General features: G+C 59.4%; 14 protein-coding genes and 1 riboswitch. Of the genes, 12 read left to right on the top strand and 2 right to left on the bottom strand.

The window, feature by feature from the left end:
- The first annotated feature begins 218 nt into the window (after positions 1-218).
- From sgrR to thiQ, 4 genes are all read left to right on the top strand, one after another.
- A complete protein-coding gene (gene sgrR / locus FS690_RS09085; protein WP_145339466.1) occupies positions 219-1,880 on the top strand; it encodes an HTH-type transcriptional regulator SgrR in 1,662 nt (553 codons plus the stop codon).
- A 35-nt stretch (positions 1,881-1,915) separates the two neighbouring features.
- A riboswitch (TPP riboswitch) is annotated at positions 1,916-2,011 on the top strand.
- A gap of 46 nt (positions 2,012-2,057) precedes the next feature.
- The gene (gene thiB / locus FS690_RS09080; RefSeq protein WP_145339464.1) at positions 2,058-3,044 is read left to right on the top strand and encodes a thiamine ABC transporter substrate binding subunit; all 987 of its coding nucleotides are present in this window, start codon (positions 2,058-2,060) and stop codon (positions 3,042-3,044) included.
- Positions 3,020-4,630 (top strand): thiamine/thiamine pyrophosphate ABC transporter permease ThiP, encoded by a 1,611-nt coding sequence (thiP, locus tag FS690_RS09075; protein ID WP_104085636.1) that lies wholly within the window; start codon positions 3,020-3,022, stop codon positions 4,628-4,630. The genes thiB and thiP overlap by 25 nt, the downstream gene beginning before the upstream one ends.
- The gene (thiQ, locus tag FS690_RS09070; RefSeq protein ID WP_039382537.1) at positions 4,614-5,315 is read left to right on the top strand and encodes a thiamine ABC transporter ATP-binding protein ThiQ; all 702 of its coding nucleotides are present in this window, start codon (positions 4,614-4,616) and stop codon (positions 5,313-5,315) included. The genes thiP and thiQ overlap by 17 nt, the downstream gene beginning before the upstream one ends.
- On the opposite strand, the gene FS690_RS09065 is transcribed toward thiQ, so the two are convergent.
- The gene (locus FS690_RS09065; protein ID WP_145339462.1) at positions 5,312-6,073 is read right to left on the bottom strand and encodes a DedA family protein; all 762 of its coding nucleotides are present in this window, start codon (positions 6,071-6,073) and stop codon (positions 5,312-5,314) included. The genes thiQ and FS690_RS09065 overlap by 4 nt on opposite strands.
- Positions 6,074-6,216: 143 nt before the next feature.
- Here FS690_RS09065 and polB point away from each other — a divergent pair, with 143 nt between their 5' ends.
- The 3 genes from polB to rluA all read left to right on the top strand — a co-directional run bounded on the left by polB (position 6,217) and on the right by rluA (position 12,308).
- Positions 6,217-8,577: a DNA polymerase II gene (gene polB / locus FS690_RS09060; RefSeq protein ID WP_145339460.1), complete on the top strand. Its 2,361-nt coding sequence runs from the start codon at positions 6,217-6,219 to the stop codon at positions 8,575-8,577.
- Positions 8,578-8,726: 149 nt separating this feature from the next.
- On the top strand, positions 8,727-11,633 hold the full coding sequence (gene rapA / locus FS690_RS09055) for an RNA polymerase-associated protein RapA (protein WP_039382530.1): 2,907 nt from the start codon (positions 8,727-8,729) through the stop codon (positions 11,631-11,633).
- A 15-nt stretch (positions 11,634-11,648) separates the two neighbouring features.
- Positions 11,649-12,308, top strand: coding sequence for a bifunctional tRNA pseudouridine(32) synthase/23S rRNA pseudouridine(746) synthase RluA (gene rluA, locus FS690_RS09050; protein ID WP_039382528.1), 660 nt, complete (start codon positions 11,649-11,651; stop codon positions 12,306-12,308).
- 48 nt (positions 12,309-12,356) lie between these two features.
- On the opposite strand, the gene djlA is transcribed toward rluA, so the two are convergent.
- Positions 12,357-13,166 (bottom strand): co-chaperone DjlA, encoded by an 810-nt coding sequence (gene djlA / locus FS690_RS09045; protein ID WP_145339458.1) that lies wholly within the window; start codon positions 13,164-13,166, stop codon positions 12,357-12,359.
- A gap of 182 nt (positions 13,167-13,348) precedes the next feature.
- Between djlA and lptD the strand changes: the two genes are divergently transcribed.
- From lptD to apaG, 5 genes are read left to right on the top strand one after another with little or no spacing between them, the layout of a single operon-like run.
- Positions 13,349-15,733 carry an LPS assembly protein LptD gene (gene lptD / locus FS690_RS09040; RefSeq protein WP_052246515.1) on the top strand — a complete coding sequence of 795 codons (2,385 nt, stop codon included), beginning with the start codon at positions 13,349-13,351 and terminating at the stop codon, positions 15,731-15,733.
- A 54-nt stretch (positions 15,734-15,787) separates the two neighbouring features.
- Positions 15,788-17,077 carry a peptidylprolyl isomerase SurA gene (gene surA, locus FS690_RS09035; RefSeq protein WP_094110725.1) on the top strand — a complete coding sequence of 430 codons (1,290 nt, stop codon included), beginning with the start codon at positions 15,788-15,790 and terminating at the stop codon, positions 17,075-17,077.
- A complete protein-coding gene (pdxA, locus tag FS690_RS09030; RefSeq protein WP_145339456.1) occupies positions 17,067-18,062 on the top strand; it encodes a 4-hydroxythreonine-4-phosphate dehydrogenase PdxA in 996 nt (331 codons plus the stop codon). The genes surA and pdxA overlap by 11 nt, the downstream gene beginning before the upstream one ends.
- The gene (gene rsmA / locus FS690_RS09025; RefSeq protein ID WP_039382519.1) at positions 18,055-18,879 is read left to right on the top strand and encodes a 16S rRNA (adenine(1518)-N(6)/adenine(1519)-N(6))-dimethyltransferase RsmA; all 825 of its coding nucleotides are present in this window, start codon (positions 18,055-18,057) and stop codon (positions 18,877-18,879) included. Before pdxA ends, rsmA begins: the two co-directional genes overlap by 8 nt.
- Before the next feature lie 4 nt (positions 18,880-18,883).
- Positions 18,884-19,261 carry a Co2+/Mg2+ efflux protein ApaG gene (apaG, locus tag FS690_RS09020; RefSeq protein ID WP_145339454.1) on the top strand — a complete coding sequence of 126 codons (378 nt, stop codon included), beginning with the start codon at positions 18,884-18,886 and terminating at the stop codon, positions 19,259-19,261.
- The last annotated feature ends 41 nt before the right edge of the window (positions 19,262-19,302 follow it).

Raw genomic sequence — 19,302 nt, 5'->3', positions numbered from 1 at the left:
AAGAGCGTAGACGATTTCACACCGCTATGAAAAAAGCCAGCAGAGAAAAATCTGCTGGCGGTGTAATTGCACCCTACTCAGAAAAATGTGCCACACGGGCGACACAGCTGGTTGAGCGCCACCCGGATCGGGTGCCTCCCGCTCTTCCATTGAGTGGCAGTATGCCTCTATTATAGGGCAATAAACACTGAGCGAAATCGCTACGGAGTTCCCCTTTTATGCCTTCGGCCCGTCTGCAGCAGCAATTTATTCGTCTCTGGCAGCAGTGTGAAGGTCAGGATCGGGCGACAACGCTTGATGCACTGGCCAGCACTCTGCACTGTTCGCGGCGCCATATGCGCAACCTGCTTCAGGCGATGCAGCGTGAAGGCTGGCTGACCTGGCAGGCTGAGGCGGGACGCGGAAAGCGTTCGCAGCTGCGCTTCCGCTGTACCGGTCTGGCGCTGCAGCAGCAGCGTGCAGAAGCGCTGCTGGAGCAGGACGGTATTGACCAGCTGGTTCAGCTGGTTGGCGACAAAGCGCAGGTGCGGCAGATGATTGCCGTCCACCTGGGCCGCAGCGTGCGTCAGGGAAAACATATTCTGCGCGTGCTTTACTACCGTCCGCTGCAGAACCTGCTGCCCGCCTCGCCGCTGCGCCGCTCGGAAACGCATCTGGCCCGCCAGATCTTCAGCGGCCTGACGCGCATAAATGAGGAAAACGGGGAAATTGAACCCGATATTGCTCATCACTGGCAGCAACTCTCCGCGCAGCAGTGGCGCTTTTATCTGCGTCCGGCCATCCGCTTTCATCACGGGCGCGAGCTGGAGATGGCAGATATTCTTGATTCGCTGCAGCGCAGCGCCGCTCTGCCGCTGTTTGCGCATATCTCGCAGCTGCACTCGCCGGCGCCCTGGACGCTGGATATCACTCTGACCCAGCCTGACAGCTGGCTGCCATGGCTGCTGGGCAGCGTCAGCGCCATGATCCTGCCGCGCGAATGGCCGTCCCTGCCCGACTTTGCCCGTCAGCCTGCCGGCTGCGGCCCTTACAGCGTGGTACGCAATCAGCAGACGCAGCTGAAAATTGCCGCGTTTGATGACTACTTTGGTTACCGGGCGCTGATTGACGAAGTCTCAATCTGGGTGCTGCCGGAAGTCAGTGACGAGCTGGTCTACTCTGGCGTAAAACTGCAGGGCAGCGAGGCGGATGAGATAGCGGAAGAGAGCCGTCTGGAGGAGGGCTGCTACTTCCTGCTGTTTGACCAGCGCTCCGCCTGGGGACGCCATGCCCGGTTCCGCCGCTGGGTCAGCGATCTGCTTAATCCGGTTACCCTGCTGCATCATGCCGATCCCGGCTATCAGCGTTACTGGTTTCCTGCCTGGGGCCTGCTGCCGCGCTGGCACCATCGCCGCGATCTGCGGGCGGCGGACAAGCCGGAAGGTCTGACCCGGCTGACGTTAAGCTGGTACAGCGACCACGTCGAGCATGAAGGCATCGCCAGCGCGCTGCGTCCCCTGCTGGCGCAGCAGGGGGTGGAACTGATCACCCGGGTGGTGAGCTACGAAGCGTGGTTTGCCGGCGCCGGAGAGAGCGATATCTGGCTCGGCAGCGTTAACTTCACCCTGCCGCTGGAGTATGCGCTGTTTGCGCAGCTCTATGAGCTGCCGCTGATGCAGCACTGCATTCCGCTGGCGTGGCATGAGGATGCTGCGCGCTGGCGTGAGAAACGCCTGCCGCTGGCTGAGTGGGCGCGCCAGCTGGTAGATCAGGACTGGCTGCATCCGCTGTTTCACCACTGGCTGCTGCTGGAAGGCCAGCGCAGCATGCGCGGCGTACGGCTGAACACGCTGGGCTGGTTCGATTTTAAATCTGCCTGGTTTGCGCCGCCGGCGTTATGACGCTTTCACGCCGTGGCGGAAATGTCTACACTAAGCCGTTCTCAACGGGGTGTCTGCGTCGTCAGGCTGAGAGAAACCCGTCGAACCTGATCCGGTTAATACCGGCGTAGGGATTTGAGATGTGCCAGCCTCAGATCCTTTGCGACTCACTCATATCCTCTCCTTAAGGAGCGCAAAGTGTTAAAGAACGTTCTGCCTGTCCTGCTGCTGTTGTCCGCACCGGTATTCGCCGCCAGACCGCTACTGACCGTCTATACCTATGATTCGTTCGCTGCTGAATGGGGCCCTGGGCCGGCAGTAAAGAAAGCGTTTGAAGCGGAGTGCGGCTGCGAGCTGCGCTACGTGGCGCTGGAGGATGGCGTCTCGCTGCTCAACCGTCTGCGCATGGAAGGGAAAAACAGTAAAGCGGACGTTGTGCTGGGACTGGATAACAACCTCCTGCAGGCGGCGGAGAAAACCGGCCTGTTTGCTAAAAGTCAGGTCGATACCGCGGCGCTGCAGCTGCCTGAGCGCTGGCAGAACGACACCTTTGTTCCTTTCGATTACGGCTACTTCGCCTTTGTGTATGACAAAAACCGCCTGAAGAATCCGCCCGCAAGCCTGCAGGAGCTGGTTGAAAGCCCGGAGAAATGGCGCGTTATCTATGAAGATCCGCGTACCAGTACGCCAGGCCTCGGCCTGCTGCTCTGGATGCAAAAAGTGTTTGGCGATCGCAGCGACGCGGCGTGGCAGAAGCTGGCGGCGAAAACCGTTACCGTCACTAAAGGATGGAGTGAAGCGTACGGCCTGTTTCTCAAGGGCGAAGGCGATCTGGTGCTGAGCTATACCACGTCGCCCGCTTACCACATTATTGAAGAGAAGAAAGAGAACTACGCTGCTGCCACCTTCAGTGAGGGGCACTACCTGCAGGTCGAAGTCGCCGCCCGGCTGGCCGGCAGTAAACAGCCAGCGCTGGCACAGCGTTTTATGCAGTTTATCGTCAGCCCCGCTTTCCAGCAGACGATCCCCATCGGCAACTGGATGTACCCGGTGATCAAAAGCGATTTGCCGGCTGGCTATCGGGCGCTGAACGTGCCGCAAAAAGCGCTGCAGTTTTCACCGGCAGAAGTGGCTGACCAGCGCGCCGCGTGGATCAGCGCCTGGCAGCGGGCTGTCAGCCGCTGATGCCCGGCTGGCTGATACCCGGCGCGCTGAGCGCGCTGCTGCTGTGCGCCGTGGCGCTGCTCGCTCTGGGGGCGCTGCTGACGGCGGCCCCGCTGCCGGACATGCGCAGCCTGCTCAGTGACAGCTATCTGCACCACGTGCTGGCGTTCTCATTTGAGCAGGCGCTGCTCTCGGCACTCTGCTCCGTGCTGCCGGCCGTGCTGCTGGCGCGCGCGCTCTATCGCCGCCGCTTTCCTGGCCGCGCGCTGCTGCTGCGTTTATGTGCGATGACGCTGGTGCTGCCGGTGCTGGTGGCGGTATTTGGCCTGCTGAGCGTCTACGGCCGCAGCGGCTGGCTGGCACAGCTCTGCACGCTGCTGGGTATTCCCTACCACTTCTCTCCCTATGGCCTGCAGGGTATTTTGCTGGCGCACGTCTTTTTTAACCTGCCGCTGGCCACGCGCATGCTGCTGCAGGCGCTGGAGAGCATTCCGCCGGAGCAGCGTCAGCTGGCGGCTCAGCTTGGGCTGCGCGGCTGGAATCTGTTCCGGCTGCTGGAGTGGCCCTGGCTGCGTCGCCAGATCCTGCCGACCGCGGCGCTGATCTTTATGCTCTGCTTTGCCAGCTTCGCCACGGTGCTGGCGCTGGGCGGCGGGCCACAAGCGACCACGCTGGAGCTGGCGATCTACCAGGCGCTGAGCTTTGATTACGATCCCGGCCGCGCCGCGCTGCTGGCACTGCTGCAGCTCAGCTGTTGTCTGCTGCTGGTGCTGCTCAGTCAGCGCTTCAGTAAAGCGATCCCTGCCGGCAGTCAGACGCTGCAGGGCTGGCGCGATCCGCAGGATAGCGGGTTTGCACGCGTCAGCGACACGCTGCTGATTGCTCTCGCGCTGCTGCTGCTGCTGCCTCCGCTGGCAGCGGTGGTGGCCGATGGCGTGCGCGGCGGTGTGGCCGGCGCACTGCAGCAGCCGGCGCTCTGGCAGGCCACGCTGACCTCGCTGCGCATCGCCCTTGGCGCGGGCGCACTCTGTGTGATCCTGACAATGATGCTGCTGTGGAGCAGCCGCGAGCTGCGTCAGCGCCAGCGTCGGGCGAGCGCACAGGCGCTGGAGCTGAGCGGCATGCTGATTCTGGCGATGCCGGGCATCGTGCTGGCCAGCGGCTTTTTCCTGCTGTTTACCGCTACCTCCGGGCTGCCGGCGCGTGCCGACGGGCTGGTGATCTTTACCAATGCGCTGATCGCCATTCCCTACGCCATGAAAGTGCTGGAAAACCCGATGCGCGATATCGCCGCACGCTATGCGCCGCTCTGCGCCTCGCTCGGTCTCTCCGGCCTCAATCGCCTGAAGCTGATTGAGCTGCGGCTGCTGAAGCGTCCGCTGGCGCAGGCGCTCGCCTTTGCCTGCGTACTCTCGATTGGCGACTTTGGCGCAGTGGCGCTATTTGGCAACGCCGATTTCCGCACCCTGCCCTGGTATCTTTATCAGCAGATCGGCGCCTATCGCGGTGCCGACGGTGCCGCGACCGCCCTGCTGCTGCTGCTGCTCTGCCTGTTACTTTTTACTCTGATGGAAAAACTGCCGGGACGCCATGCTGACACTCACTGATCTTACTTACCTTTATCAGCATCTGCCGATGCGTTTCAGCTTCAGCGCTCAGGCGGGTGAACGGCTGGCGATACTTGGCCCGAGCGGCGCCGGTAAAAGCACGCTGCTGAGCCTGATCGGCGGCTTTCTGCCGGTCAGCCACGGCACGCTGCTGATTAATGGCCGCGATCACACCCGCAGCGTACCGGCGTTGCGTCCGGTCTCGATGCTGTTTCAGGAGAACAATCTCTTTCCGCACCTTTCGGTACAGCAGAATCTGGCCCTGGGTCTGCATCCGGGCCTGAAGCTCACGCGCGACCAGCAGCAGCAGCTGAGGGAGATTGCACACCAGACCGGACTGCATGATTTACTGACGCGCTTGCCTGGCGAGCTCTCCGGCGGCCAGCGGCAGCGGGTGGCGCTGGCGCGCTGCCTGCTGCGCAACCAGCCGGTACTGCTGCTGGATGAGCCTTTTTCGGCGCTCGACCCGGCGCTGCGCCGCGAAATGCTGCAGCTGGTGCGTACGGTGTGTGACGCACGCAATATCACGCTGCTGATGGTGTCGCACAGTCTGGAGGATGCGCAGCAGATTGCCGCACGCAGTCTGGTGATTGCTGATGGCCGGATCGAGTGGGATGGTGAGACGGCGGCGCTGCTTCGGGGTGAGAGCAGCAGCGCCGCGCGCCTGGGTATTACGCCAGCTTAAGCGAAGAAGACTTTCCAGAGCAGCTGCAGGAAAACAGGCATCATCGGATGAAACAGCAGCGCGATAAACGCGGCGCTGCCCGCTACGGCCATCAGCGGCGCCAGCCAGCGCAGGCGCGCTTTCGGCAGGTAGCGGGTTGCCCAGTCGCGCGTTTTGTCACTGCGCCACCAGCGCCAGAGCAGCCATCCGCCCAGCCAGAGCAGAATCGTTACCAGCAGCAGCAGCCATTTAAAGCTGTCGCCCTGCGCCTGCGGCACATCAATGGCCACACCGGCGAGGATCCCCGGCAGCAGATAGGCGGGCGGCCACAAAATACAGCCGATGATATTGGGCAGCAGAAACTTCCGCACCGGCAGCTCAAGCATGCCTGCCGCCAGCGGGATCAGCGGGCGTGTCGGGCCGACAAAGCGCCCCACCAGCACGGTAAACATGCTGTGCTGATGCAGCGCATGCTCGGTCTTATCCAGCAGGCTTTGATACTTTTTCAGATACTTCCAGCGGTGCAGCGGCCCCTGAAACTTCCAGCCGATACCGTAGGAGATCCAGTCGCCCAGCAGGCAGCCAATCAGCCCCGCCGCCCACGCCGGATAGAGGCCAATCTGACCGCTGCCCACCAGCGCCCCCAGGCTGGCCATCAGCACGGTGCCCGGCAGCAGCAGACCCACAAACGCCAGTGATTCAAGAAAGGTCACCAGAGCGACGGCGAACAGCGCGTACTCCAGCGATTGCGTAAACAGGTGTTGAATCCAGGCTTCCATAGCTATCCTCTGCGGAATATGAAGGCTGGATTGTCCTGAGCCTGCGTCAGGGCGTCAAGCTTTTCCCGCTGCGCTGCAGAGAGTTGCCGACACTGTATAAACATCCATGATATACTGCGCATAATTTCTACTCCGGAGTCACCGTGACAGAACCGCGCGCAGGCTATCTGCTGACCCGTCACTGGCGGGATACCCCTTCAGGCAGCGAGATCACGCTGTGGCTGGCAACCGATGCCGGGCCGCAGCGGCTGGTGCTGCCCGCGCAGGAGTCAGTGGCGTTTATTCCGGAAGCGTTCCGCCGTCAGACCGAAGCGCTCATCCGCGACGAAGCCCATACCCGTCTGCAGTCGCTGACGCTGAAGGATTTCCATTATCGTCCGGTGTTTGGCCTCTATTGCCGCAGCCATCGTCAGCTACAGCAGCTGGAGAAACGTCTGCGTGAGAACGGCATCAGCGTTTATGAAGCTGATATCCGGCCACCCGAGCGCTATCTGATGGAGCGCTTTATTACCGCCCCGGTCTGGTTCAGCGGCGAGCCGCGCGGTGAGACTCTGATCAACGCCCGCCTGAAGCCGCATCCCGACTACCGGCCTCCTCTCCGCTGGGTGTCGCTGGATATTGAAACCACCGAACGCGGCGAGCTTTACTGTATCGGGCTGGAAGGCTGCGGTCAGCGTCAGGTGTATATGCTGGGCCCGCCCAACGGCGACGCCAGCGCGCTCAGCTTTGAGCTGATTTACGTTGAGAGCCGCCAGCAGCTGCTGGAGCAGCTTAACGCCTGGTTCGCGCGGCACGATCCCGATGTGGTCATTGGCTGGAACGTGGTGCAGTTCGACCTGCGGGTGCTGCAAAAGCATGCCGATCGCTACGGCATTCCGCTGCGCCTCGGCCGTCAGCAGCAGCCGCTGGAGTGGCGTGAACACGGCTTTAAGCCGGGCATCTTTACCGCCCAGCTCGCCGGCCGCGTCGTGATTGACGGCATTGAAGCGCTGAAGTCTGCCTACTGGGATTTTCCCTCTTTCAGTCTGGAATCCGTTGCGCGCGAGCTGCTGGGTGAAGGTAAAGCGATCAATAATCCGTGGCAGCGCATGGAGGAGATCAACTGGCGCTTTGCCCATGATAAACCCGCGCTCGCGACCTATAACCTGAAAGATTGCGAGCTGGTGACGCGCATTTTTCACCATACCGCCATCATGCCCTTTTTACTGGAGCGGGCCAGCGTTAACGGCCTGGCGCTGGATCGGCACGGCGGCTCGGTTGCGGCGTTCAGTCATCTCTATATTCCGCGTATGCATCGTGCGGGGTATGTAGCGCCCAATCAGGGCGACGTGGCGCCGGAGGCGAGTCCCGGCGGCTATGTGATGGACTCCCGTCCCGGCCTCTACGACTCCGTGCTGGTGCTGGATTACAAAAGCCTCTATCCCTCAATCATCCGTACTTTTCTGATTGATCCCGTCGGGCTGGTTGAGGGCCTGGCCCATCCGTCTGACGCAGATTCTGTGCCTGGCTTTCGCGAAGCGCGCTTCTCGCGCCACCTTCACTGTCTGCCTGACATCGTGGCGCAGATCTGGCAGGGGCGTGAAGCCGCAAAGCGCGACGGCAACGCCCCGCTCTCCCAGGCGCTGAAAATCATCATGAACGCCTTTTACGGCGTGCTGGGCACCAGCGCCTGTCGCTTCTTTGATTCACGCCTCGCCTCCTCCATCACGCTGCGCGGCCACGCCATTATGCAGCAGACGCGGGCGCTGATTGAGGCGGAAGGGTTTACGGTGATCTACGGTGACACCGACTCCACGTTTGTCTGGCTGCAGGGCAAATATAGCGAGGAGCAGGCAGCGGCCACCGGCCAGCGGCTGACGACGCTGATCAACCGCTGGTGGCAGCAGCATCTGCAGCAGACGCTCGGCCTGACAAGCGCGCTGGAACTGGAGTATGAGACGCACTTCAGCCGTTTTCTGATGCCCACCATTCGCAACGCCGAACAGGGCAGCAAAAAGCGCTATGCCGGGCTGACCGGCAGCGGCGCGCAGCAGCGGCTGGTGTTTAAAGGGCTGGAGTCGGTACGTACTGACTGGACGCCGCTGGCGCAGCAGTTTCAGCAGCAGCTCTATGGCCGTATTTTCCGCGGGGAGCCCTGGCAGGATTATATCCGTGAAACTGTCGCACAGCTGATGGCCGGCCAGCTTGACGATCTGCTGGTGTATAAAAAACGCCTGCGGCGACCGCTGCATGAGTATGAGCGCAACGTTCCGCCGCACGTGCGCGCGGCGCGTCTTGCCGATGAACATAACCGCAGGCTGCAGCGTCCGCTGCAGTACCAGAAAGGCGGTTCCATTCGCTATGTGATGGCGACCGCCGGGCCGGAGCCGCTGGAGGTGCGTACCACGCCACTCGACTACGATCACTACGTCAGCAAACAGCTGCAGCCGATAGCGGATGGCATTCTGCCGTTTGTCGGCGACGACTTTGCTACACTGATTACCGGGCAGCTGGGGCTTTTTTGACAGGTGACGAATGCCCTGCCATCCAGTACCATAGCGCCCTTCCTGTATTTCAGCATGCACAACCTGACCAGACATCTGTCTGGCGCTTTGTTATTGCCTGAGAGCAGGCGAACGTCTTTAAGTCATTCAGAGAATCGAGCAAAAAATATATGGTATTTACACTGGGTCAACGCTGGATAAGTGATACGGAAAGTGAACTGGGACTGGGTACGGTCGTGGCGCTGGATACGCGCATGGTCACGCTGATGTTTCCCGCAACCGGCGAGAACCGCCTCTATGCCCGTCATGATTCTCCGGTCACCCGCGTGATTTTCAATCCGGGTGATACCGTTACCAGCCATGAAGGCTGGCAGATGCTGGTTGATGAAGTGCGGCACGAAAATGAGCTGGTGACCTACATCGGTACCCGCGCTGATACTGAAGAGAGCAACGTGGTGCTGCGCGAAGTGATGCTGGACAGCAAGCTGGTCTTCAGCAAGCCGCAGGATCGCCTGTTCGCCGGTCAGCTCGATCGCATGGATCGCTTCGCCCTGCGCTTCCGCGCGCGCAAATACCAGAGCGAGCAGTATCGTCTTGCCGTCAGCGGCCTGCGCGGCATGCGCACCAACCTTATCCCGCACCAGCTGCATATCGCGCACGATGTGGGCCGCCGTCACGCGCCGCGCGTGCTGCTGGCAGATGAAGTCGGCCTGGGTAAAACCATTGAAGCGGGCATGATCATCCAGCAGCAGCTGCTGGCGGGGCGCGCCGATCGCGTGCTGATCGTGGTGCCGGAAACGCTGCAGCATCAGTGGCTGGTAGAGATGCTGCGCCGCTTTAACCTGCGCTTTGCTCTGTTTGATGACGATCGTTATACCGAAGCGCAGCACGACAGCGACAATCCGTTTGAAACAGAACAGCTGATTATCTGCTCGCTCGACTTTGTGCGCCGCAATAAACAGCGTCTGGAACTGCTGGCGGATGCGGAGTGGGATCTGCTGGTCGTGGATGAGGCGCACCACCTGGCGTGGAGTGAAGCGGCACCCAGCCGCGAATATCAGGTAATTGAACAGCTGGCGGAGAACACGCCGGGCGTACTGCTGCTTACCGCCACGCCGGAACAGCTGGGGCTGGAGAGCCACTTTGCCCGTCTGCGCCTGCTCGATCCCGATCGCTTTCACGATTTCAGCCAGTTTGTCGCCGAGCAGCAGCACTATCGTCCGGTGGCCGATGCCGTCAGTTCACTGCTGGCGGATCAGGCGATCAGTAAAGATGAGATGAACCTGATCAATGAGCTGATTGGCGAGCAGGATATCGAACCGCTGCTGCAGGTTGCTAACAGCGACCGCGACGGTAAAGAGGATGCGCGCAAAGAGCTGGTCTCAATGCTGATGGACCGCCACGGCACCAGCCGCGTTCTGTTCCGTAACACCCGTAACGGCGTGAAGGGCTTTCCAAAGCGCGAGCTGCAGCAGATCCGTCTGCCGCTGCCGGCGCAGTATCAGACAGCGATCAAAGTCTCCGGCATTATGGCGGCACGCAAGTCGCCGGAAGAGCGCGCCCGGGACATGCTCTATCCGGAGCAGATCTACCAGGAGTTTGAAGGCGACAGCGGCACGTGGTGGAACTTTGATCCGCGCGTTGAGTGGCTGATGGGCTATCTCACCAGCAACCGCAAAGAGAAAGTGCTGGTGATTTGCGCCAAAGCGGCCACTGCGCTGCAGCTGGAGCAGGTGCTGCGCGAGCGTGAAGGTATTCGCGCGGCGGTGTTCCATGAAGGTCTCTCCATTATTGAGCGCGATCGTGCGGCGGCGTTCTTCGCCTCGCAGGAAGAGGGCGCGCAGGTGCTGATCTGCTCGGAGATCGGCTCTGAGGGCCGTAACTTCCAGTTCGCCAGCCGGCTGGTGATGTTCGATCTGCCGTTTAACCCCGATCTGCTGGAGCAGCGTATCGGACGCCTCGATCGTATCGGTCAGCTGCACGATATCCAGATTATGGTGCCCTGGCTGGAGAAAACCGCGCAGGCGGTGCTGCTGCGCTGGTATCACGAAGGGCTGGACGCGTTTGAGCACACCTGCCCTACCGGCCGCGCTATTTATGACGCTGAATATAACCAGCTGATTGAGTTCCTGGCGGCACCGGAAAACCCGCAGGGTCTCGATGAGTTCATCCTGAAAAGCCGTAAGCAGCATGATGCGCTGAAAGCGCAGCTGGAGCAGGGCCGCGACCGACTGCTGGAGCTTAACTCCAACGGCGGCGAAGCGGCGCTGGCGCTGGCTGATGCCATTGCAGCTCAGGATAATGATACCGAGCTGGTAAACTTTGCGCTCAACCTGTTCGACATTGTCGGCATCAATCAGGAGGATCGCAGCGACAACCTGATTGTTCTGACCCCTTCCGATCACATGCTGGTGCCCGATTTTCCCGGTCTGCCGGAAGATGGCTGTACGATTACCTTTAACCGTAATCAGGCGCTGTCGCGCGAAGATACGCAGTTCATTACCTGGGAGCATCCGCTGATCCGCAATGGTCTGGATCTGATCCTCTCCGGCGATACCGGCAGTTGCGCCCTGTCGCTGCTGAAAAACAAGGCGCTTCCGGTCGGTACGCTGCTGGTTGAGATGATCTATGTGGTTGAGGCGCAGGCGCCGAAACAGCTGCAGCTTACCCGCTTCCTGCCACCGACGCCGGTGCGCATGCTGATGGATCGCGCAGGTAATAATCTGGCGGGCAAAGTGGAGTTTGAGAGCTTTAACCGTCAGCTTAACGCAGTTAACCGCCATACCGGCAGCAAACTGGTCAACGCTGTCCAGCAGGATGTGCATGCCATTCTGACGCAGGCGGAGCAGGCCGTGGTGCCGGAAGCGCAGGCGCTGATTGCCGCGGCGAAAGCGGAGGCGGATGAAAAGCTGAGCGCAGAGCTGTCGCGACTCGAAGCACTGCGCGCCGTCAATCCCAACATCCGTGACGATGAGGTTGAGGCGCTGGAGAGCAATCGTGCGCAGGTGCTGGCCAGCCTGAGCGAGGCGGGCTGGCGTCTCGATGCGCTGCGCCTGATCGTCGTAACGCACCAGTAAGCAGGCGAGACTGACATGCTGATGGAACCCTACAATCCGCCGTCCGAACCCTGGCTGCATATTCTGTATCAGGACGCGCACATTATGGTGGTCAACAAACCGAGCGGATTGCTCTCGGTGCCGGGCCGGCTGGAGGAGCACAGGGATAGCGTGATGACGCGCATCCAGCGTGATTTTCCGCAGGCGGAATCGGTGCACCGGCTCGATATGGCGACCAGCGGCGTGATTGTGGTGGCGCTGAATAAGGCGGCAGAGCGCGAGCTGAAGCGTCAGTTTCGCGAGCGTGAGCCGTCAAAGCACTACGTGGCGCGCGTCTGGGGCCATCCGGCAGCGGAAAAGGGCCTGATCGATCTGCCACTGATTTGCGACTGGCCGAACCGGCCAAAGCAGATGGTGAGTCACGAACTGGGAAAACCGGCTCAGACGGAGTATGAAGTGCTGGAGTATGCCGCCGATAACAGCGCGCGCGTGCTGCTGAAGCCCATTACCGGTCGTTCACACCAGCTGCGCGTGCATCTGCTGGCGCTGGGACATCCGATCCTCGGCGATCGTTTCTATGCGCATGAGGCGGCGCTGGCGATGGCAGCGCGTCTGCAGCTGCATGCGGAGTCGCTGACCATTACCCATCCGGTATTTGGCAGCAGCATGACATTTCGGCAGCCAGCGGAGTTCTGACCTGCGTCACCCCGCCCTCTTTCCGGTAAAAAGGGCGGGATGGCCGGGCTATTTAAACCCTTTCTCTTTGCGGATCAGGTCGTATGCGGCCTGAATCTCCTGCGCTTTCTGTTTCGCCATCTCCATCATTTCCGGCGGCAGACCTTTCGCCACCAGCTTATCGGGATGATGTTCACTCATCAGCTTGCGATAGGCGCGTTTAATGGTGGTGTTATCATCACTGCTTTTCACGCCCAGTACGCTGCAGGCGTCTTCCAGCGTGGGTCCGCGCTTCGTCTGCTGCCAGCCGCCGCCTGAGGCCCCGGCGCCGCCAAACTGCTGGCCGCCTTCCATCATGCGCAGAAACTGATCGAACTGCTGGCGTGAAATCCCCAGCTCTTCGGCAATCACATACAGCACCTGCCGCTCGTTCGGATGCAGCGAACCATCCGCAAATGCCGCCTGAATCTGAATTTCCAGAAACATCCGAATCAGATCGAAACGGCCAAAACAGGCGCTGCGCAGCTCACGCAGTTTGTTGCGCAGCGGATAGTCGCTCTGTTTCCCTTCACGAAAGGCGCGCTGCGCGGCAGTGCGGGCCTCTCCGTGCAGCTGCATACGATCCATAAACAGCGACGCAATCTGAATATCCGCTTCGGTGACGCGCCCTTTCGATTTGGTCAGATGCCCCATGACCTGAAACGTCGTGCTGAAAAACAGCGTCTGCCGCGACTGATTATTGGCAAAGTATCCCTGCCCTTTTACGCTGCGCACTTTATCAATCAGATGACCAATGATCAGACCCAGGACAATGCCCCAGAACCCCGCGCCTGACATCACGCCAAGCGCAAGACCAATAACTTTTCCCCAGTAGCGCATAAACTCCTCAATTCGCCATGCTTGTGGCTGAAAATTGCATTATCATACCTGTCATTTATCTCCGCGCCTAACGGCAACGCAGACAGAAAAGGATTAACGCTGGCACTACGCCGGGCGGTAAGTTAGTCTCTGTCCGGATTGTCGGCATGATGCCAGTGTCCATGGAATTATCGAAACCGCGTATGAAAAAACGTATACCTACCCTGCTGGCAACCATGATTGGTGCCGCACTTTATAGTCAGCACGCGCTGGCCGACGATTTGATGTCGCAGTGTATGCTGGGCGTGCCAAGCTACAACCGCCCGGTTATCAATGGTGACGCTAACTCCCTGCCGGTAACCATCAATTCCGATTCGGCAAAAGGCAATTATCCGGACGATGCAGTATTCACCGGTAATGTCGATGTGCAGCAGGGTAACAGCCGTCTGCGCGCTGACGAAATGCAGCTGCATCAGCGTCAGCAGGAGGGCCAGACCGCGCCGGTACGCACCGTGGATGCACTGGGCAATGTGCACTATGACGATAATCAGGTCATCCTGAAAGGTCCGAAAGCCTGGTCCAATCTGAACACCAAAGACACTAACGTCTGGAACGGCAACTACCAGATGGTGGGTCGCCAGGGACGCGGTGATGCCGACCAGATGAAGCTGCGTGGCAATAACCGGTATACCATCCTCGAAAATGGCACTTTTACCTCCTGTCTGCCGGGCTCTAACAGCTGGAGCGTGGTGGGATCAGAGGTGATCCAGGATCGTCAGGAAGAGGTGGCGGAGATCTGGAACGCGCGCTTCAAACTCGGCAATGTGCCGGTGTTTTATAGCCCTTATCTGCAGCTGCCGATCGGCGATCGTCGTCGCTCCGGTTTCCTGATCCCGAATGCGAAATATGGCAGTAATAACGGCTTCGAGTTTATGCTGCCGTACTACTGGAATATTGCGCCGCAGGCGGATGCCACGCTGACGCCGCACTATATGAGCAAGCGCGGTACGCAGCTGCAAACGGAGTTCCGTTACCTTACGGTGTTTGGCGCCGGCCTGATGGAGCTGGATTACCTGCCGTCCGATAAGCAGTATGAAAAAGATCGCGCGGCGCGCTCTTCTATTGAAGACGATCAGGACTCTAAACGCTGGCTCTTCTTCTGGCGCCATTCAGGCGTTTACGATCAGCACTGGCGCTTTGCGGCGGACTATACCAAGGTCAGCGATCCCTACTATTTCAACGATATCGACTCGAAATATTACAGCTCGACCAATAACTATGCGACGCAGAAATTCAGCATCGGCTACGCAGATACCAACTGGGATGCGACGCTGTCGACCAAAGATTTCCAGGTCTTCGGCAATACCAGCTCTGCCAACGTCTACCGTGCTGCGCCGCAGCTTGACGTTAACGCCTACCAGAATGATATCGGTCCGTTTGATGGCCGCGTCTATGCACAGGCGGTGAAGTTTACCAACGTCAGCAACCGGATGCCGGAAGCGACGCGTCTGCATATTGAGCCGACGCTGAATCTGCCGCTCTCCAACGGCTGGGCCAGCCTCGATACCGAAGCAAAACTGCTGGCGACGCACTATCAGCAGGACAACATCGAAAGCTATAACACCCGCTTTAATCCTGACGCCACAAACAACAACAGCGGACGGCTGAAAGATTCCGTAAACCGTACGCTGCCGCAGTTCAAAGTGGATGGCCGTCTGGTATTTGACCGGGATATGGACTGGTCGCAGGGCTATACCCAGACGCTGGAGCCGCGCGTTCAGTATCTCTATATTCCGTATCGCGATCAGAGCAACATCTATCCTTACGACTCTACGCTGCTGCAGACCGACTATACCGGCCTGTTCCGCGATCGCACCTATAGCGGTCTCGATCGCATCGCCTCCTCGAATGAAGTGGCAAGCGGCGTAACAACACGCATTTATGACAACGATCTGGTTGAACGTTTTAACGTTTCTGTAGGTCAAATCTACTCGTTTACTCCGTCGCGTACCGGCGTAAACCAGACGAATAAAGAAGATGATACCGGCAGCCTGGTATGGGCTGGCGACACGTACTGGAAAATCAGCGATCGCTGGAACGTGCGTGGCGGACTGCAGTATGACACCCGTCTCGACAACGTTTCACAGGGTAATACGGTACTGGAGTATCGCCGTGATGCCGATCGCATGCTGCAGCTGAGCTATCGCTACAGCAGCCCGGAATATGTCGCGCAGGCGCGTAACAACGCCAGCCTGATCAATAATCCGATTTATAAAAATGGCATTTCGCAGGTCGGTGCAACCGGCAGCGTACCGATTGCCGATGCCTGGTCGCTGGTGGGGGCGTACTATTATGATACCCGCAACAGCCGTCCGGCAGAGCAGCTGGTAGGCGTGCAGTACAGCTCCTGCTGCTACGCTATTCGTCTGGGTTACGAGCGCAAGATTAACGGCTGGGAAAACAACGACAGTAAATATGACAACCAAATCTCGTTCAACATTGAGCTGCGTGGCCTGAGTTCCAACTACGGCTTAGGCACTAATGAAATGCTGCGTCAGGGCATTATTCCCTATCAGCGCGCATTCTGATGTTGTGATGTTTGACAGGCGATCCCGCAGTGCGGAAACAATAATGGATAAAGTATGAAGAACTGGAGAATGCTGATTCTGGGTGCGGCGATGTCGGCCGGCACCGCTTTCGCAGCCCCACAGGTAGTTGATAAAGTCGCCGCCGTCGTGAACAACGGCGTGGTGCTGGAAAGTGACGTCGATAACATGATGCGCACGGTAAAATCCCAGGCGCAGCAGGCGGGTCAGCAGCTGCCTGAGGACCGTACGTTGCGTCATCAGATCCTTGAGCGTCAGGTCATGGATAACATTATTCTGCAGATGGGTGAAAAAGCGGGCCTGCAGATCAGCGATCAGCAGCTGGATCAGGCGATCCAGAACATCGCTGCGCAGAACCGTATGAGCGTCGATCAGCTGCGCAGTCGCCTCGCCTACGACGGCATGAACTACAGCGACTACCGTGCGCAGATCCGTAAAGAGATGCTGATCTCTGAAGTGCGTAACAATGAAGTGCGCCGTCGCGTCACCATTCTGCCGCAGGAAGTTGATACGCTGGCGACGCAGATTGGTTCACAGAACTCGCAGGGCACCGAGCTGAATATCAGTCAGATTCTGCTGCCGCTGCCGGAAAATCCTACGCAGCAGCAGGTTGACGATCAGGAAGCGCTGGCACGTCAGCTGGTGGGGGAGATCAAAGGCGGTGCCGATTTCGGTAAGCTGGCGGTGACCTACTCAGCCGATCCTCAGGCGCTGAAAGGCGGCAACATGGGCTGGGGTAAAATTGAAGAGCTGCCGACGCTGTTCTCACAGGCGCTGAGCAGCGCGAAAAAAGGCGATGTGGTCGGTCCGATTCGTTCCGGCGTGGGCTTCCATATCCTCAAAGTCAACGATCTGCGTGGTGAGAGCAAGAATATCTCGGTCACTGAGGTACACGCCCGCCATATTCTGCTGAAGCCATCACCGATCCTGAGCGACGATCAGGCGCGTGAAAAAATTACGCAGCTGGCCGCTGACATCAAAAGCGGAAAAACTACCTTTGCCGCTGCTGCCAAACAGTTCTCTGACGATCCGGGTTCAGCTAACCAGGGCGGCGATCTTGGCTGGGCGTCACCCGACATCTACGATCCCGCTTTCCGCGACGCGCTGCTGAAGCTGCAGAAAGGTCAGGTCAGCGCACCGGTGCACTCTTCGTTTGGCTGGCATCTGATTCAGCTGCTGGATACGCGCCAGGTGGATAAAACCGATGCGGCGCAGAAAGAGCGCGCCTATCGCCTGCTGTTCAACCGTAAGTTTGCAGAAGAAGCGCAGACCTGGATGCAGGAGCAGCGCGCCAGCGCCTACGTGAAGATCCTTGATGGCAACTGATAGCTATCGCGTTGCGATCACGCCCGGCGAACCCGCCGGGATTGGTCCCGATCTTACGGTGCAGCTGGCACAGCGCAACTGGCCGGTTGAACTGGTCGTCTGTGCTGACGGCGAAGTGCTGCGGCAGCGTGCCGCGCAGCTTGGCCTGCCGCTAACCCTGCAGCCGTGGCAGCCTGACCGCGCCCCGCAGCCGCAGCAGGCAGGTACCCTGACGCTGCTGCAGATTGATACGGCACAGCCGGTGGTGCCAGGTCAGCTCTGCGTGACTAACGGTGCGTACGTCCTTGAGACGCTGGCGCGCGCCTGTGACGGTGCGCTTCAGGGCGAGTTTGCGGCGCTGATCACCGGACCGGTACATAAAGGCGTTATCAACGACGCCGGCATTCCGTTTACCGGCCATACCGAATTTTTTGCCGATCGCGCCGGTGGCGATCGCGTGGTTATGATGCTGGCAACCGAGTCGCTGCGCGTAGCGCTGGCAACCACCCATCTGCCGCTGAAAGATGTCTCTGCCGCCATCACGCGCGAGAGCCTGCGTGAGGTCATCACCATTCTGCATCAGGATTTACAGCAGAAGTTTGGCCTGGCGCAGCCGCATATCTTTGTCTGCGGTCTTAATCCGCACGCTGGCGAAGGCGGGCATATGGGGCGTGAAGAGATTGACACTATTACGCCAGCGCTGGATGCGCTGCGTCAGCAGGGCATCCGTCTGACGGGGCCACTGCCGGCCGATACGCTGTTTCAGCCTAAGTATCTGCAACATGCCGATGCGGTGCTGGCGATGTATCATGACCAGGGATTGCCGGTCCTTAAATATCAGGGTTTTGGCCGGGCGGTGAATATCACCCTGGGCCTGCCTTTTATCCGAACCTCTGTCGATCACGGTACCGCGCTGGAACTGGCCGGTCTTGGACAGGCAGAGCCGGGCAGCTTTATCACGGCGCTTAATCTCGCCATCACTATGATCAAGAGCAGTAATGAATAATCGCGTCCATCAGGGGCATTACGCCCGTAAACGTTTCGGGCAGAACTTCCTGAACGATCAGTACATTATCGATAGCATCGTCTCTGCTATTCATCCGCAAAAGCAGGAGGCGCTGGTCGAGATCGGTCCCGGTCTCGGTGCTCTGACCGAGCCGGTAGGCGAACGCCTGGACGCGCTGACCGTCGTTGAGCTGGATCGCGATCTGGCAGCTCGCCTGCAGACGCATCCGTTCCTTGGTCCCAAGCTGACCATTTATCAGCAGGATGCGATGACCTTTGATTTTGCGGCGCTGGCGCAGGAGAAAGGTCAGCCGCTGCGCGTGTTCGGCAACCTGCCCTACAACATCTCCACGCCGCTGATGTTTCATCTTTTCAGCTATACTGGTTCGATCAAAGATATGCACTTCATGCTGCAGAAAGAGGTGGTTAACCGTCTGGTTGCCGGCCCGGGCAGTAAAGCATATGGTCGTCTCAGCGTGATGGCGCAATATTACTGCCAGGTGATCCCGGTCCTTGAAGTGCCGCCGCAGTCGTTTACGCCGCCACCTAAAGTGGATTCTGCCGTGGTGCGACTGGTGCCTTATGCACAGCCGCCTTACCCGGTCAGTGATGTTAAGATCCTGAGCCGCATTACTACCGAGGCTTTTGGTCAGCGTCGTAAAACGTTGCGTAACAGCCTGGGTCATCTGGTTGCGGCGGGTGCGCTGGAAGAGTTAAATATTGATACCTCACTGCGTGCTGAAAACGTCAGCGTTGCGCAGTATTGTCAGCTGGCAAACTGGCTGGGTAATCATCAGGCAAAAACAGCGGAGAACTAAGTGCATGAGTGATATGGCGCGCGTCTGTGTTCAGGTACTGAGTCAGTATGTGGAATCGCAATCCTCACCGGACGAGGATCGCTACGTGTTTGCCTATACCATCACTATCCGCAATCCCGGGCGCACGCGCGTTCAGCTGCGCAGCCGCTACTGGCTGATCACCAACGGCAACGGCCGCGAAACGGAAGTTCAGGGCGATGGCGTAGTGGGCGAGCAGCCGTTTATCGAACCGGGTGGCGAATACCAGTATACCAGCGGTGCGATTCTGGAAACGCCGATGGGCACCATGCAGGGCCACTACGTTATGATCGATGAAGAGGGCAGCGCCTTTAACGTCGATATTCCGGTGTTTCGCCTCGCCGTGCAAACCTACATTCACTGATCCCCCCCGCCCGGCTCGTCCGGGCGGCGCGTTTTACCGGA

The sequence above is a fragment of the Pantoea sp. PSNIH1 genome (assembly GCF_007680655.1).
In the GTDB taxonomy this organism is placed as follows: domain Bacteria; phylum Pseudomonadota; class Gammaproteobacteria; order Enterobacterales; family Enterobacteriaceae; genus Pantoea; species Pantoea eucrina.
Note: the sequence above shows the minus strand (reverse complement) of the source record. Positions and strands in the feature narration are given on the sequence as shown.

Bases quoted from the DNA above. Each gene is read 5' to 3' on its own strand.
- sgrR (WP_145339466.1), top strand. From the start codon at position 219: ATGCCTTCGGCCCGTCTGCAGCAGCAATTTATTCGTCTCTGGCAGCAG.
- thiQ (WP_039382537.1), top strand. From the start codon at position 4,614: ATGCTGACACTCACTGATCTTACTTACCTTTATCAGCATCTGCCGATG.
- FS690_RS09065 (WP_145339462.1), bottom strand. From the start codon at position 6,073: ATGGAAGCCTGGATTCAACACCTGTTTACGCAATCGCTGGAGTACGCG.
- rapA (WP_039382530.1), top strand. From the start codon at position 8,727: ATGGTATTTACACTGGGTCAACGCTGGATAAGTGATACGGAAAGTGAA.
- rluA (WP_039382528.1), top strand. From the start codon at position 11,649: ATGCTGATGGAACCCTACAATCCGCCGTCCGAACCCTGGCTGCATATT.
- djlA (WP_145339458.1), bottom strand. From the start codon at position 13,166: ATGCGCTACTGGGGAAAAGTTATTGGTCTTGCGCTTGGCGTGATGTCA.
- lptD (WP_052246515.1), top strand. From the start codon at position 13,349: ATGAAAAAACGTATACCTACCCTGCTGGCAACCATGATTGGTGCCGCA.
- surA (WP_094110725.1), top strand. From the start codon at position 15,788: ATGAAGAACTGGAGAATGCTGATTCTGGGTGCGGCGATGTCGGCCGGC.
- pdxA (WP_145339456.1), top strand. From the start codon at position 17,067: ATGGCAACTGATAGCTATCGCGTTGCGATCACGCCCGGCGAACCCGCC.
- rsmA (WP_039382519.1), top strand. From the start codon at position 18,055: ATGAATAATCGCGTCCATCAGGGGCATTACGCCCGTAAACGTTTCGGG.
- apaG (WP_145339454.1), top strand. From the start codon at position 18,884: ATGAGTGATATGGCGCGCGTCTGTGTTCAGGTACTGAGTCAGTATGTG.